13 protein-coding genes are annotated in these 15433 nt (G+C 71.8%); 9 read left to right on the plus strand and 4 right to left on the minus strand.

All coding sequences use genetic code 11. The annotated features are described in order from the left end of the window. Positions 1–6 precede the first annotated feature (6 nt). Together ACZ5ON_RS13180 and ACZ5ON_RS13185 are read left to right on the plus strand one after the other, a co-directional pair. Positions 7–963 carry an asparaginase gene (locus ACZ5ON_RS13180; RefSeq protein ID WP_465590197.1) on the plus strand — a complete coding sequence of 319 codons (957 nt, stop codon included), beginning with the start codon at positions 7–9 and terminating at the stop codon, positions 961–963. A gap of 109 nt (positions 964–1072) precedes the next feature. After that, positions 1073–1288, plus strand: coding sequence for a dodecin (locus tag ACZ5ON_RS13185; protein WP_465590200.1), 216 nt, complete (start codon positions 1073–1075; stop codon positions 1286–1288). A gap of 70 nt (positions 1289–1358) precedes the next feature. Here the strand turns inward: ACZ5ON_RS13185 and ACZ5ON_RS13190 are convergent, their stop codons facing one another. Next, on the minus strand, positions 1359–2030 hold the full coding sequence (locus tag ACZ5ON_RS13190) for a biliverdin-producing heme oxygenase (RefSeq protein ID WP_465590203.1): 672 nt from the start codon (positions 2028–2030) through the stop codon (positions 1359–1361). Between the two features lie 288 nt (positions 2031–2318). Continuing rightward, entirely contained in the window at positions 2319–2810 is a 492-nt protein-coding gene (locus ACZ5ON_RS13195; protein WP_465590206.1) for an inorganic diphosphatase, read from the minus strand. Positions 2811–2886: 76 nt separating this feature from the next. Here ACZ5ON_RS13195 and dacB point away from each other — a divergent pair, with 76 nt between their 5' ends. The 6 genes from dacB to folE all read left to right on the plus strand — a co-directional run bounded on the left by dacB (position 2887) and on the right by folE (position 10898). After that, the gene (gene dacB / locus ACZ5ON_RS13200) at positions 2887–4374 is read left to right on the plus strand and encodes a D-alanyl-D-alanine carboxypeptidase/D-alanyl-D-alanine endopeptidase (RefSeq protein WP_465590209.1); all 1488 of its coding nucleotides are present in this window, start codon (positions 2887–2889) and stop codon (positions 4372–4374) included. 177 nt (positions 4375–4551) lie between these two features. Then, positions 4552–5736, plus strand: a complete 1185-nt coding sequence (locus ACZ5ON_RS13205; protein WP_465590212.1) for a zinc-dependent metalloprotease — start codon at positions 4552–4554, stop codon at positions 5734–5736. A gap of 382 nt (positions 5737–6118) precedes the next feature. Then, entirely contained in the window at positions 6119–7273 is a 1155-nt protein-coding gene (gene tilS, locus ACZ5ON_RS13210; protein WP_465590215.1) for a tRNA lysidine(34) synthetase TilS, read from the plus strand. A gap of 60 nt (positions 7274–7333) precedes the next feature. Beyond that, positions 7334–7888: a hypoxanthine phosphoribosyltransferase gene (hpt, locus tag ACZ5ON_RS13215; RefSeq protein WP_045306241.1), complete on the plus strand. Its 555-nt coding sequence runs from the start codon at positions 7334–7336 to the stop codon at positions 7886–7888. A gap of 242 nt (positions 7889–8130) precedes the next feature. Then, the gene (ftsH, locus tag ACZ5ON_RS13220; RefSeq protein ID WP_465590219.1) at positions 8131–10188 is read left to right on the plus strand and encodes an ATP-dependent zinc metalloprotease FtsH; all 2058 of its coding nucleotides are present in this window, start codon (positions 8131–8133) and stop codon (positions 10186–10188) included. Positions 10189–10292: 104 nt separating this feature from the next. Next, positions 10293–10898: a GTP cyclohydrolase I FolE gene (gene folE / locus ACZ5ON_RS13225; protein ID WP_465590222.1), complete on the plus strand. Its 606-nt coding sequence runs from the start codon at positions 10293–10295 to the stop codon at positions 10896–10898. A gap of 55 nt (positions 10899–10953) precedes the next feature. On the opposite strand, the gene ACZ5ON_RS13230 is transcribed toward folE, so the two are convergent. Both ACZ5ON_RS13230 and ACZ5ON_RS13235 read right to left on the minus strand, forming a co-directional pair. Beyond that, a complete protein-coding gene (locus tag ACZ5ON_RS13230) occupies positions 10954–11721 on the minus strand; it encodes a ferritin-like domain-containing protein (protein ID WP_465590225.1) in 768 nt (255 codons plus the stop codon). Between the two features lie 122 nt (positions 11722–11843). Next, positions 11844–13025: an alpha/beta hydrolase gene (locus ACZ5ON_RS13235; RefSeq protein WP_465590228.1), complete on the minus strand. Its 1182-nt coding sequence runs from the start codon at positions 13023–13025 to the stop codon at positions 11844–11846. Positions 13026–13479: 454 nt separating this feature from the next. On the opposite strand from ACZ5ON_RS13235, the gene ACZ5ON_RS13240 reads away from it, so the two are divergent. Then, positions 13480–15330, plus strand: coding sequence for a phosphatidylglycerol lysyltransferase domain-containing protein (locus ACZ5ON_RS13240; protein ID WP_465590231.1), 1851 nt, complete (start codon positions 13480–13482; stop codon positions 15328–15330). The last annotated feature ends 103 nt before the right edge of the window (positions 15331–15433 follow it).

A 15433-nucleotide genomic window follows, 5' to 3' on the forward strand; every position in this document is an offset into this window, starting at 1 on the left:
TCACCGATGTCGCAGTCTGCTGCCGTCCTGCCCGTCCTCGCCGAGGTCATACGCTCCGGTTTCGTTGAGGGCCGTCACTACGGCTCGCTGGTACTGCTCGCGCCCGACGGCTCGGTGCAGCTGGCCCTCGGCCGCCCGGACGCCCCGGTCTTCCCCCGCTCCACCGCCAAGCCGTTCCAGGCCGTGGCCACCCTGCGCGCCGGTCTGCCGATCGAGGGGGAGCTGCTGGCGCTCGCGGCCTCCAGCCACTCTGCAGAACCGTTTCACCGCGAGGCCGTGCGGGAGATCCTGCGGCGCGCCGGCCTCAGCGAGGACGCCCTGCGGACCCCTGCCGACCTCCCGCTGGACCAGGTCGAGGCGGAGGCGCTGCTCGGCAGCGGCGGGCAGCGCAGCCCGATCATGATGGACTGCTCCGGCAAGCACGCCGGCTGGCTGGCCGCCTGCGTCGCCAACGGCTGGGACACCGCGAGCTACCTCGACCCGGCGCACCCGATCCAGCAGCTGGCCCGGGAGGCCCTGGCGGAGTCCACCGGCGAGAGCGCGGCGCACCTGGGCGTGGACGGCTGCGGCGCCCCCCTGCTGTCCGTCTCGCTCACCGGCCTGGCCCGGGCCTACCGCGCGCTGGTGCTCGCCGAGCCCGGCACCCCGCAGCGCAGGGTCGCCGACGCGATGCGCGCCCACCCCGAGTACGTGGCGGGCACCCGCCGCGCCGACACCTGGCTGATGCGGGCCGTGCCCGGGGCGCTGTCCAAGATGGGGGCCGAGGCCGTCCAGGTGGTCGCGCTGGCGGACGGGCAGGCGCTCGCTTTCAAGATCGACGACGGTGCGGAGCGGGCCCGGGGGCCGGTGCTGGCCGAGGCGCTGCAGCGGCTCGGTGTCCGGCACGAGGTGCTGGACCGGATCGGCACCGCGCCGCTGCACGGTGGCGGTGCGGTGGTCGGCGAGGTGCGGGCGGCCTTCTGACGGGCCCTCCGAAGCCCGTGCCCGGGCCGTCCCGGGTGCGGGCCGGGGCGGGGTGCGGCACGGTGGAGCGGGGGAGCCGTGCCGCTACTCAGGTACCCAGGAGACCGCCATGAGCGACCACATCTACCGCGTCACCGAGATCGTCGGCTCCTCGCAGGAGAGTGTCGACGCCGCGATCCGGAACGGAATCGACCGGGCCGCCCGGACGCTGCGCAACCTGGACTGGTTCGAGGTGACCCAGGTGCGCGGGCACCTGGAGGACGGGCAGATCAGGCACTATCAGGTCGGACTCAAGGTCGGGTTCCGCCTGGAGAGCGAGGACTGATCCGCCCGGTCCTGTCGGCCGGCCGCCCAGCCGCCTTGCCCCGTCGGCGGGGCGGTGGCCGCGCCCGGGGTCAGGCGCTGAGCGGGTAGCGGGTGTCGAGGTCGGCGAAGACGGCACTGTTGAGGGCGAAGGCGCGCTTGCACTCGTCGACCACCCGGCGGCGCTCGACCTCGTCCATGGCGAGCCCGGCCGCGTCCAGCCCGGCGCGGTAGTCGCGCTTGAAGGCGGCGGGGTTGCCGACCTCCTCGAAGACGTAGAAGCGGACGCCGGCGCCCTTGCGTTCGAAGCCCCAGGTCCGCTCGGCGACACCGCGGATGATCTGGCCGCCCGACAGGTCGCCCAGGTAGCGGGTGTAGTGGTGGGCGAGGTAGCCGTTCGGCCAGTCGGTGGCGAGCTCCTCGATCCGCGCGGCGTACACGGCGGTGGCGGGCAGCGGGGTGAGAGTGGACCGCCAGCCGTGGCCGCGCAGGTGCTCCAGATCGTGTTCGAGCGCGGCCGCACGGAACAGCGCGGGGTCGATGAACGGCCCCACCACCGGATGCCGTGCCAGCTCGGCCGCCCGGCCCTCCAGCGCCCGGTAGACGAACCAGAGCTGCCCCGACAGCTCGGCGTACGCGTCGCGGCCGAGCCGCCCGCCGAGCAGGTGGGACATGAAGGAGGAGTGCTCGGCGGCCTCGTGCTCCGCGCTGCTGGCGGCGCGGAGTACGGCGGAGAAGGCGGGGGGCTGCTCATGGCTGGGCATTCGGGCCTCCGGTCCGGTCGGGGCTGCGGGCGGGGATCGTCGCTTCCCCTGCCGGATTCTTGCCGACACGGTGTCGGGAAAACGCCCCTGCCCAGTCTGCTCCTCCGGCCCGGTCCTGGAAAGGTGGGAAAGTTCCGGGGAGAGCGCGGCGGGCCGGCCGGAGGACGGCAGCGAAAGGCCAAGGGGGACAGCGGGCCGACTGGTGGAGGGCAGCAGAAGGCCGGGGCGAGCACCGCTGCTCGCCCCGGCCGGGCAGCCCCGAAGGACGAGACCCCTGAGCCCTAGGACTCAGTGGCCGCCCTTCTCCTCCAGGCGCTTGATCGAGGCCTTGATCTCGGCCTCGGCCTCGTCGCGGCCGACCCAGTTGGCGCCCTCGACCGACTTGCCGGGCTCGAGGTCCTTGTAGACCTCGAAGAAGTGCTGGATCTCCAGGCGGTCGAACTCCGGGACGTCGTGGATGTCGCCCAGGTGCTTCCAGCGCGGGTCGGTCGCCGGGACGCACAGCAGCTTGTCGTCGCCGCCGGCCTCGTCGGTCATGTGGAACATGCCGATGGCACGGCACTTGATCAGGCAGCCGGGGAAGGTCGGCTCCTCCAGGAGGACCAGGGCGTCCAGCGGGTCGCCGTCCTCGCCCAGGGTGCCCTCGACGTAGCCGTAGTCGGCCGGGTAGCGGGTCGACGTGAAGAGCATGCGGTCGAGGCGGAGCCGGCCCGTCTCATGGTCGACCTCGTACTTGTTGCGCGAGCCCTTCGGGATCTCGATCAGGACGTCGAACTCCAACGGTTCCTCCAAGGTAGGGACTGACAGAATCCAAGTGTCTCCTACGGCAAGGTGTGCTCAGGAAAGGGGCGGGTCGGTGCAGCGAAGCGCAGGGGTGGGACGCCGACGCAGGGCAGCGCTGGCCGGGGTGCTGGGTGTGGCGCTGGCCACGGGCGGGCTCTCCTCGGGCGGCGACCGGGCCTTCGCCCGCCCCTCCCCGGCGGCGGACCGGGCGCGGGGCGTGGCCGGTGACACGAGCGCCAGGGCCGCCGCGAACCGGGCGGGCGTCCCGGCTGCCGCGCGAGCGGCCACCACCGGCGGTGTGGTGCTCGCCGCCCCGGTGGCCGGGGCCGACGCGCTGCCGACCACAGCGGGTCTCCAGCGCGACCTGGCACAGGTCCTGCAGGACAGGGGCCTGGGCGGGCTGAACTTCGCCATCGCCGACGGCAGCACGGGCCGGCTCCTGTACGGCTCCGGCGAGAACACGCCCGCCACCCCGGCCTCCACCACCAAGCTGCTCACCGCCGTCGCCGCCCTCTCGCTGATCCCGGCCGACACCCGGATCTCCACCAGGGTCGTCAAGGGCGCGGCTCCCGGGGAGGTCACCCTCGTCGGTGGTGGTGACCCGACCCTCTCCGCGCTGCCCGCGGACCGGATCCAGGTCGGCGGTCTGCCGGTGGACGCCGAAACGGCCCCGGCCTCGCTCGCCGAACTGGCCCGGCAGACCGCCACCGCTCTCAAGGCGGCCGGCACCGGCACGGTGAAGCTGGGCTACGACACCTCGCTCTACAACGGCCCGCTGCTGCACAGGGAGAACGACTACGCCAACATCGCCCCGGTGACCCCGCTGATGGCCGACGAGGGCAAGACCGACCCGACGGCCACCATCGACGCCCCCTCGCGCTACACCGACCCGGCCGACCAGGCCGCCGAGACCTTCGCCGGCCTGCTCAAGGCCCAGGGCATCACGGTGGAAGGCAAGGCGCAGCAGGCCACGGCCGCCCAGGGCGCTCAGCAGCTCGCCGAGGTGAAGTCGCCGACGATCGCCCGGCTGGTCGAGCGGACCCTCACCACCTCCGACAACACCCTGGCCGAGGCCCTGGCCCGCCAGGCGGCGCTCGCCGCCCACAAACCCGCCAGCTTCGACGGCGCGGTGGCGGCGGTGACCGAGGCCCTGCAGAAGCTGGGCGTACCGATGAACGGGGTCGTCCTGGGCGACGGCAGCGGGCTGTACACCGGCAACCTGATCTCACCGCTGGTCCTCGCCAGGGTGCTCTCGGTGGCCGCCTCGCCCGAACACCCGGAACTGCGGCCGGTCCTCACGGGCCTTCCGATCGCCGGCTTCACCGGCACCCTGCGCACCCGGTTCGGCGCCTCCTCGGGCGCGCAGGAAGCGGCCGGGATCGTCCGGGCGAAGACCGGCACCCTCGCCGACAGCGGCGTCTACACCCTGGCCGGCACGGTGGTCGACGCGGACGGCCGGGTGCTCGTCTTCGCCTTCATGAACAAGAGCACCGACGGCGCCGCCACCCGCGCCGCCACCGACCGCGCCGCCGCCCGGCTGGCCGCCTGCGGCTGCCGGTAGGCCCGCCGGGCGAGTCCGTCAGCGACCGTGGGGCCACCCCGGGGTGACGGCCGGTCGGCAATCGGGCAGCCCCGCCGCGTGCGTGGCGCCCGCTTCCCCGCCTCCCCGGAGTGGTGCCGTCACGGGACGATCCACGGGTGTCTCCCCCAGGCCGCGGAGAGCACGTACGGTGATGGCATGACGAGCGCGAGCAGCGGTGCCGACATGGTCGATTGGGAACTCGCGGTCGCGACCGCGACCCGGCTGGCCCGGCCGGGCCCCGAGGTGACCAGGGAACAGGCCCGCGAGGTGGTCTCCGAACTGCGCAGGCATGCGCTCGCGGCGGAGGAGCACGTACGCGAGTTCACCGGCATGCGCTCCAGCAGCCTGGCGGCGGCGGCCGGCACCCCCGTCCTGGTGGTGGACCGCCCGGGGTGGGTGCGGGCCAACGTGGCGGGCTTCCGGACGATCGTCCAGCCGCTGGTGGACAAGCTGCAGGCGCGCCGCCGCGACTCGGCCGGAGCGGCCGTCTTCGGTTCGATCGGCGAGAAGGCGACCGGTGTCGAGGTCGGCGCGGTGCTGGCCTTCCTCTCCACCAAGGTGCTCGGCCAGTACGAGACCTTCGCCCCGGCCGAGCCCGGTCCGTCGGCCGGCTCCCCGGCGACCCCGGACAGCCCGGCCGCGCTGTTCGCCGCGGACGGGTCCGGGCAGCTGTCGCCGGGCCCCGGCCGGCTGCTGCTGGTGGCGCCGAACATCGTGCACGTCGAACGCGAACTGGACGTCGACCCGCACGACTTCCGCCTCTGGGTCTGCCTGCACGAGGAGACCCACCGCACCCAGTTCACCGCCGTCCCCTGGCTGCGCGACCACATCCAGGCCGAGGTGCAATCCTTCCTGGCACAGACCGACGTGGACCCGGCCGCGCTGCTGGAACGGATCAGGGACGCCCTGGGGGGCGGTCTGCCGGGACTCGGCGGCCGGGGTGACGGTTCGGCGCCCACCACCCTCCTGGAACTCGTCCAGACGCCCGAGCAGCGGGAGATCCTCGGCCGGCTCACAGCGGTGATGTCGCTGCTCGAAGGGCACGCCGACGTGGTGATGGACGGGGTCGGCCCGGCGGTGGTGCCGAGCGTTGCGGAGATCCGGGAGAAGTTCCAGCAGCGGCGGGACCGGGGTAGTGGGCGGCTCGACCTGGTGCTGCGGCGGCTGCTCGGCATGGACGCCAAGCTGCGCCAGTACCAGGACGGCGCGGTCTTCGTCCGGGACGTGGTCGACCGCGTCGGCACGGCCGGTTTCAACCGGGTCTGGACCTCCCCCAACACGCTCCCGACCAAGGACGAGATCCACGACCCCGCCGCCTGGGTCGCCCGGGTCACCGGCTGAGCCGCGGGCCGACGCGGGGCCGGTGCGCGATCGGGGCGGCCCGCGCCTGGGGCGTGCCCCCAAGGCGGCACTGCAGGGGGCGTGGTGCCGCGCGGTCCGGCGCGGCGCGTGCCTTCGCCGCGCGGTTCCGCGCCCCGGGGCGTGCGGTCCGGCCGCGGGGAGCCCGCACGAGTGGTGCAGGCGTACAGATGGGGGTGGTGAAACGTTTCTGCATTCACCCGTACGTGGGACCGTGGTCGTACCGGTGGCGCGGGTGGCGTAGCCGATGCCCGGATTCTGCGACCATCTGTGAGCACCTGGTGACCGAAAGCTGACAGGGTGTCACGCCCGGCCGGCCCCTCACCGCCCCGCTCCGTCCCCCAGCTGCTAGGAGTGCCTCACCGTGGGCCCACACCCTGCCGTCGCGGCGATACGTCTCGCCGTCCGCCGTGCCCTCACCGAGCTCGCCGCCGAGGCCGGCGTCAGCCTCACCGCCCCGGCTCCCCGCACCCGCCCCGCGTCCGCAGCGCCCGCGCCGGTCACCGTGACCGCGGCCACCAGCGCCGGTGGTGCCGCCACCACCCGGCTGATCGGGAACGCCCGCCGCCACCCCTCCGGGCTGCCCCGCACCCCTGCCGCACCGGGTTCCCCGCTGGTGCTGGTGGCGGTCAGCGGCGGCGCCGACTCGATGGCACTGGCCATCGCGACCGCCTTCGAGGCACCCAAGCTGGGCCTGCGGGTCGGGGCCGTCACCGTCGACCACGGCCTGCAGCCGGGCTCCGCCGAACGCGCCGAGCAGGTCGCCGCCCGGCTCCGCGAGCTGGGCCTCGACCCGGTCGAGGTGATCCCGGTCGAGGTGGGCCAGCAGGGCGGCCCGGAGAACGCCGCGCGCGACGCGAGATACGCCGCGCTGGACGCCGCCGCCGAGCGCCACCGGTCGATCGCGGTACTGCTCGGGCACACCAGGGACGACCAGGCGGAGACCGTCCTGCTGGGCCTGGCACGCGGCTCCGGGGCCAGGTCGCTCGCCGGGATGCCCGCGCACAAGGGTCGCTACCGCCGCCCGCTGCTGGAGCTGGACCGGGCCGCCACCCGCCAGGCGTGCGCCGCGCAGTCCATCCCGGTCTGGGACGACCCGCACAACTCCGATCCGGCCTACACCCGCTCCCGGGTCCGCCACGAGGTGCTGCCGGTGCTGGAGAAGCACCTTGGCGCCGGGGTGGTCGAGGCGCTGGCCAGGACGGCCCGGCTGTTCCGTGACGACGCCGATGCGCTCGATCAGTGGGCGGCCCTGGCGGAGCGCGACCTCCGTACGGGCGAAGGCACACTGGACGCCGGGAAGCTGGCCGAACTGCCTCCCGCGGTCCGCCGCCGGGTGCTGCGCCGGGCCGCACTGCGGGCGGGCTGCCCGGGCGGTGACCTGTTCGCCAGGCACCTGGAGACGGTCGACCAGCTGATCACCGGTTGGCGCGGTCAGGGGCCGCTACACCTACCCGGGGGCGTCGAGGTCACCCGAAGGTGTGGCACGCTGGTCTTTCGGCGACAGAGCGACAACTGAGCAGTAGGTCGCGGGGCCGCCGCCGAAACAGGACCCCGAACGTTTGAGGACGTATCCCCGGTGGATCAGAACGACATGGGCGCCGACCTGGCGAAGGTGCTCATCAGCAAGGACGAGATCGACGCCAAGCTGCTTGAGCTGGCCGAGCGGATCGACCGGGACTACGCCGGGCGGGATCTGCTGATCGTCGGTGTGCTCAAGGGCGCCGTGATGGTCATGGCCGACCTCGCCCGGGCGCTGCACTCGCAGGTCACGATGGACTGGATGGCGGTCTCCTCGTACGGGATGGGCACCAAGTCCTCCGGCGTGGTGCGGATCCTCAAGGACCTGGACACCGACATCGCCGGCCGCGACGTGCTGATCGTCGAGGACATCATCGACTCCGGCCTGACGCTGTCGTGGCTGCTCGGCAACCTGGGTTCGCGCGGTCCGGCCTCGCTGGAGGTCTGCACGCTGCTGCGCAAGCCGGACGCGGCCAAGGTCGAGATCGACGTCAAGTACGTCGGCTTCGACATCCCCAACGAGTTCGTGGTCGGCTACGGCCTGGACTTCCAGGAGAAGCTGCGCAACCTGCCGTTCATCGGCACCCTGGCCCCGCACGTCTACGGCGGCTGACCATCAGCCGTCCGACGGTTGACACCGTTCGGGCGACGGGTGGGAACAGGTCGCTGTTCCCGCCCGTTGAGCGGGGGTAGGAAAATACGTCGTGCCGCCCAGCTCTCGCCGTGAGCGGGGGTGCCTGCGGTACGGTCCAATTAACCGCTCTTCTCATGAGCACATACCGGATGCGCCGACGGCCGATAGCCGTGCAGCGCCGTTGAGTGGCAGGAGGGACGGGGCGTCACCGCCCCGCATGGATGGACGTCAAGCGATACTTCCGTGCGCCGATCATGTGGATCGTGCTGGCCGTCCTCGCCGTTGTCGTGCTGATGCAGGTCGTTTCGGACTCGAACGGCTACAAGACGGTGGACACCGGGCAGGTCGTCGCGGCGATCGATGCCAAGCAGGTCAAGTCGGCGCAGATCACCACTGGTGACTCGAACACGATCAAGATCCAGCTGAAGGACGGCGCGAAGCTGCCCTCGGCCGGCACGGGCGGCAAGGCGCCGTCCGGCAGCAAGTTCCAGGCGTCGTACGTCGGCGACCAGGGCGTGGCCGTGGCAAACACGCTGCAGGCCCAGATCAACTCGGGCGACAAGAGCGCGCTGCCCGAGGGCTACACGATCAGCCCCGAGAAGCAGTCCACCTTCGTCAGCCTGCTGCTGTCGATGCTGCCGATCGTCGGCGTCGTGCTGGTCTTCCTGTTCCTGATGAACCAGATGCAGGGCGGTGGCTCCCGGGTCATGCAGTTCGGCAAGTCCAAGGCCAAGCTGCTCACCAAGGACACCCCGAAGACCACCTTCGCGGACGTCGCGGGTGCGGACGAGGCGGTCGAGGAGCTCCACGAGATCAAGGAGTTCCTGCAGGAGCCGTCCAAGTTCCAGGCCGTCGGAGCCAAGATCCCCAAGGGCGTGCTGCTCTACGGTCCGCCCGGTACCGGTAAGACCCTGCTCGCGCGCGCCGTCGCGGGCGAGGCGGGTGTGCCGTTCTACTCGATCTCCGGTTCCGACTTCGTCGAGATGTTCGTCGGTGTGGGTGCCTCCCGCGTCCGCGACCTGTTCGAGCAGGCCAAGGCGAACGCCCCGGCGATCATCTTCGTCGACGAGATCGACGCCGTCGGCCGGCACCGCGGTGCGGGCCTCGGCGGTGGCCACGACGAGCGCGAGCAGACCCTCAACCAGCTGCTGGTCGAGATGGACGGCTTCGACGTCAAGGGCGGCGTGATCCTGATCGCCGCCACCAACCGCCCGGACATCCTGGACCCGGCGCTGCTGCGCCCCGGACGCTTCGACCGGCAGATCGCCGTCGACCGCCCGGACCTGCAGGGCCGCCTGGAGATCCTCAAGGTCCACCAGAAGGGCAAGCCGATCGCGCCCGACGTCGACCTCTCGGCCGTCGCCAAGCGCACCCCCGGCTTCACCGGTGCCGACCTCTCCAACGTCCTCAACGAGGCCGCCCTGCTGACGGCCCGTTCGGACAAGAAGCTGATCGACAACGTCATCCTGGACGAGGCGATCGACCGCGTCGTGGCGGGTCCGCAGAAGCGCACGCGGATCATGTCCGACAAGGAGAAGAAGATCACCGCGTACCACGAGGGCGGTCACGCCCTGGTCGCGGCGGCCTCCCCGAACGCCGACCCGGTGCACAAGATCACCATCCTGTCCCGCGGCCGGGCCCTGGGCTACACCATGGTCCTGCCGGACGAGGACAAGTACTCGACCACGCGCAACGAGATGCTCGACCAGCTGGCGTACATGCTGGGCGGGCGCGCGGCGGAGGAGCTGGTCTTCCACGACCCGACCACCGGCGCCTCGAACGACATCGAGAAGGCCACCGCGACCGCCCGCGCGATGGTCACCCAGTACGGCATGAGCGAGCGCCTCGGCGCGATCAAGTTCGGTTCGGACTCCTCCGAGCCGTTCCTGGGTCGCGAGATGGCCCACCAGCGCGACTACTCCGAGGAGGTCGCCGGGCTGGTGGACGAGGAGGTCAAGAAGCTCATCGAGAACGCGCACAACGAGGCCTGGGAGATCCTGGTCGAGAACCGCGACGTGCTCGACAACCTGGTGCTCGAGCTGCTGGAGAAGGAGACGCTGAACAAGGAGCAGATCGCCGAGATCTTCGCTCCGATCGTGAAGCGCCCGGCCCGCCCGGCCTGGACCGGCTCCGCCCGCCGTACGCCCTCCACCCGCCCGCCGGTGCAGTCGCCCAAGGAGCTGGCGCTGACCAACGGCATCGCCGCCGCCGCGGAGACCACCCAGGTGGACATCCTGAAGCTACCGCCGGTCGCCGGCGACGGCGCGACGGAGAGCTGAGCAACTCGTACGGAATGGATGCCGCGTCACCGGGGTTTGTACCCTGGAGGCGCGGCATTCGTGCTGCTAGGACCGCCTACCCAACCACCACAAGCGAGGCACGCATGATCGACCCGGTGACTCTCGACCAGTCCGTGCCAGTCGGTGCGTTCGATCAGGCGCGGGCCGAGAAGGCTGTTCGAGAGCTGCTGATCGCGGTCGGTGAGGATCCGGACCGGGAGGGCCTGCAGGAGACGCCCGCCCGCGTCGCGCGCGCCTACAAGGAGATATTCGCGGGCCTCTGGCAGGAGCCCGAGGACGTGCTGACCACCACCTTCGACCTCGGCCACGACGAGATGGTGCTGGTCAAGGACATCGAGGTGTTCTCCACCTGCGAGCACCACCTGGTCCCGTTCCAGGGCGTCGCCCACGTCGGGTACATACCGTCCACCAGCGGCAAGATCACCGGTCTGTCCAAGCTCGCCCGGCTGGTGGACGTCTACGCCCGCCGTCCGCAGGTGCAGGAGCGGCTCACCAGCCAGGTCGCCGACGCGCTGATGCGGATCCTGGAGCCGCGCGGCGCGATCGTGGTGGTCGAGTGCGAGCACATGTGCATGTCCATGCGCGGCATCCGCAAGCCCGGGGCCAAGACGATCACTTCGGCGGTGCGGGGGCAGCTGCGCGATCCCGCCACCCGGGCCGAGGCGATGAGCCTGATCATCGGGCGCTGAGTGCGCGCCGGGGCGTAGCGGTGTGTCCGTGCCCCTGGGGGCCTGATCGCCGCCGCTAGTCCCGGCCCGCGGAGCCGAGCGCGTCGCGCTTGACCGGCATCCGGAGGCGGACCATCCGGCGGCGGCCCAGGGTGAGGTCGTAGAGGTAGAGGGCATGGACGCCGGAGGTCAGGACGGCGACCTGCCAGCGGGGCCAGCCCAGGATCCGCGCCATGGCCCGCAGTACCGCGAGGCCGACATCGTGGTGGGTGCGGATCTCGCCGCGCGCGGTGTGTTCCAGGGCGTGCCGGATGTACGGGCCGTGGCCCTCGGCGGCGAGGCGGAGCAGCTCCTCGTGGCAGTACGCGAGGTGGTTGTCCTCGTCAGCGGAGATCATCCGCATGGCCCTGGCCAGTTCGGGGTTGCCGTCGTACGCCTTCACCAGCTGGCGCATCTGCTCGGCGGCCCGTTGTTCGGTGACCCGGCTGTGCGCCAGATAGGTGATGATCTCGCGGTCGGTCAGCGGGACCTCGGAGTTGAGCCGCTCGTGCGAGAGGCCGATGCCCTGGCGCTCCAGCAGCATGCAGTAGTCGGTGTCCGGTGGGACGGACATCTTCTCCAGGCCGCGCCGGTGCAGCAGCTGGGCGAAGATCCGGCCGTGCTTGCGTTCGTCGGCGCCGTGCCGCCCGATCTTCGGGGCCAGTACCGGATCGGTGGTCAGCGCCTGGATCCGCTCGTTCTCCCAGCCGCCCTGGTCCTCGCCGCTGGCCGCGATGCTGCAGAAGAGGCGGTAGGCCTCGTCGTTGCGGTAGATCTCGTCGAAGAGCGAGCGGGAGCTGAGCATCTGACCTCCTGGCGTCTGCTGGGGAACCGGTCGGCCGGGAGACGTTCCCAGGTGGCGGCCCGTCGGCCGGTGGCCGGTGGGGGAATCACCCGGCCGGGGGAGGGCGTCCCGGGCCGCGGCCGCTACCGGCGCGGCTCGCGGTCCTGCGGGGGCTTGAGGTGGTCGCTCATCCACTCCAGTGCGGTCGGCAGTTCGCGCCGCCAGGTCTCGAAGCTGTGGCCGCCGTCGTCCAGCACCAGTGAGTCCACCCGGAACTCGGGGTGGGCGTCGGCGACGTGCTTGGCGTTGGCGAGGAAGGCCTGGGTCTGGGCGAAGTCCTCCTCCGTCCTGGTGCTCACCACCAGCAGCGAGACACCGGGGGCGGGCAGGTTCTGCAGCCGCCAGTTGAGGTCGCTGTGCTGGACGTCGGTCTGGTCGCCGCCGAACAGGTCGCCGTCGGTCCAGCGGTCGTCGGGCACCTGGTAGTCGGCGTGCATGCCGGTCGCGCTGGTGTAGGCCTCGGGGTGGCGCATGGCCAGGCGCAACGCGCAGCTGCCGCCGGTGGAGTAGCCGAGCACTCCCCAGGAGTCGGCCGAGCGGCTGAGCCGGTAGTTGGCGCGCAGGGCGTCCGGCAGGTCCTTGACGAACCAGGTCTCGGTCTGCGGGCCGCCGGCGACGTTCACGCACTCGGTGTTGCGCGGCGGGGCGACGGTCGGACGGGCCATCACGATCACGGTGGGCGAGATCCGGCCGGTCCGTTCCAGGTCCCAGGCGGTCTGCGGCACCCGCAGCCCCTCGACCAGGTGGAGCGAGGGACCCGGGTAGCCGGCCAGGGTGAGCAGCACCGGGAAGCGGACCCGGGAGTAGCGGGGGATGAAGTACTCGGGCGGCAGGTAGATGAACACCTGGTCGAAGAGGCCGGAGTCGATGCCGGTGACCTTGACGGAGTCCACCCGGCCGACCTCCTCCGGCTTGCCCTGCGGCAGGTCCTTGACCGTCTCCAGCCCGCCCTCGGTGGTCGGTCGGACCAGGCCGGCGGTCTTCGGCGCGGCGCCCCTGGTGTGCTCGGAGCCCGCCAGGGTCAGCGGCGCGCGGCCCGGGTGGAGCAGGTCGTTCCACGAGGTGTAGAAGCCGTACGAGTTGTTGACCGACAGCGCCAGTACGGCCAGCACCGAGAGTTGAATGACCGCCAGCAGGCCGACTCGGCCGAGCATCGGGAGCGGGCGCTGGCGGGCGAGCCGGGGCCACAGCCAGAGGGTGCAGACCAGGGAGGCGGCTGCCAGCGCGGCGAGCGAGCACACGAGCGCACTGCTGGTCAGTTCCATGCGGATTCGCCCTCCCTTGGGCAGCAGTGGGGCCAAGGTTCATCGTGGGGCGGTGGACTGGGGGCAGCCAGCGGGGATGCGCCGCCCGGGTCCGTCGCAGGCGGGTGCCGGCGCTGTCGTGCCCGCTGCGGAGGGTGCAACCGAAGCTCTAGAATGCGGCGTCCAGCGTGTGTAGCGCGCGTGCGGGGCGTCCCGTGACGCAGCGTGTCGGCGTTGGGCCACCCACCTGCCATCGCCGCCGTCCGGCCGTTCAGCCGTCCCGCTGGACTCGCCGTCCGAGCGGCGTCCCTGTCCCCGAGGCGTCCGCACCGCAGGGATGTCCCCGGGAAATTACCATCTGGGGATGCTTCCTTGATGAACGGATTGCCAAACCAAGGAATAGTCATGAAGGTCCATCACAGCTCCTCCCCGGGAGTGACGGGACAGCCCGTTCCAGCCTCTACGCTGAGCTTCCATGAGCGTTCCCGTGTCCGTTGAGCCGTCACCCGAGCAGCCCCGTCGGCGGGGCCTGCAGACGCTGCGCAACCAAGCTGCCTCCGTCCCCCGCGCCTGGTTGCCGGGAGCCGTCGGATACGCCTGTCTGCTGATCGGTCTGCTGGACATCGCCAGCGCCGTCTTCCCCCGGCTTCGGCACACCCGGGTGCACAGCTGGGCCGGGCAGCTGCCGGGCAGCACCACCACGCTGGCCGCGGTCGGCACCCTGATGGTCGGCACCCTGCTGGTGCTGCTGGCGCACGCGCTGCGCCGCCGCAAGCGGCGTGCCTGGCGGGCGGTCGTGGTGCTGCTGCCGGTCGGTGCCGCGCTGCACGTGCTGCGCTGGCACCAGATCGGCCCGGCGGTGGTGTCGGTGGCGCTGTTCGCGGTCGTCCTGATCCACCGGCGCGAGTTCTACGCCAAGGCCGACCCGCGCACCCGCTGGCGGGCCCTGCTCAACCTGATCGTCATGGGCGCCTTCAGCGTGCTGCTCGGCATGGTTATCGTGAGCGTCCACCCGAGCTCCGAGGTCGGACACCCGACCTTCGTCCAGCGTCTCAAGGAGACGGTGTACGGCCTGTTCGGCTTCGACGGCCCGGTCCGGTACCACACCGAGCGGGTCACCGACCTGGTGGCGTACTCGCTCGGTGCGCTGGGTCTGATGACGGCCTTCGTCTCGGCGTACCTGGCGCTGCGGCCGGAGAAGCCGAAGCCGGAGCTGACCCCCGAGGACGAGGAGAAGGTCCGGGCGCTGCTGGAGCGGCACGGGGCGCGCGACTCGCTCGGGTACTTCGCGCTGCGGCGGGACAAGAGCGTGCTGTTCTCGCCGACCGGCAAGGCGGCGATCTCCTACCGGGTGATCTCCGGCGTGATGCTGGCCTCGGGCGACCCGGTGGGCGACGTCGAGGCGTGGCCGGGTGCGATCAAGGTCTTCATGGCGGAGGCCCGTGAGCACGCCTGGGTGCCGGCCGTGGTCGGCTGCAGCGAGGTCGGTGGCGAGGTCTGGACCCGCGAGGCGGGGCTGGACGCGCTGGAGCTGGGCGACGAGGCGATCGTGGACACCTCCGCGTTCTCGCTGTCGGGACGTGCCATGCGCAACGTCCGCCAGATGGTGAAGCGGATCGAGCGCAACGGCTACAGCTGCAAGGTGCGCCGGGTCTCCGACCTGACGCTGGAGGAGAAGCGGCAGGTCGCCGACGCGGCCGCCCGCTGGCGCGGTACCGACACGGAGCGCGGCTTCTCGATGGCGCTGGGTCGCTTCGGCGACCCGAGCGACGACAACGGCGTGGTCGTCACGGCGCACAAGGCTCCGGAGGAGGGCGAACCCGCGGGCGCGCCCGGCAGCGACCTGAAGGCCGTGCTGCACTTCGTGCCCTGGGGCAAGGACGGCATCTCGCTGGAGTTGATGCGGCGTGACCGGGCTGCCGACCCCGGCCTGAACGAGCTGCTGATCGTGGCGGCGCTGCAGGAGACCCCGAACCTGGGCATCAAGCGGGTGTCGCTGAACTTCGCGATGTTCCGTTCGGCGCTGGCCCGCGGTGAGCGGATCGGTGCCGGGCCGGTGCTGCGCGCCTGGCGCGGGCTGCTGGTCTTCCTGTCGCGCTGGTTCCAGATCGAGTCGCTGTACAAGTTCAACGCCAAGTTCCAGCCGGTCTGGGAGCCGCGCTTCCTGGTCTACCCGCAGACCCGGGACCTGCCGCGGATCGGGTTCGCCGTGATGCAGGCGGAGGCCTTCATCACGCTCGGCATGCCGAAGTTCGGCCGGAAGAAGCAGCGCCAGGGGCTGATGCCGGAGCAGGCGCAGCTCGGTTCGGTGACCGAGGCCGCGTGAGGGTGCGGCGCCGCGTGGTGTGCGGCGCCGGGCCGACCGGCGTCCGGTATGCGGTGACCGATGGCCGGTGACGGAACCGGTGAGGGAGAACCGATGACGGAGA

This window comes from Kitasatospora sp. NPDC032150, from assembly GCF_055579945.1.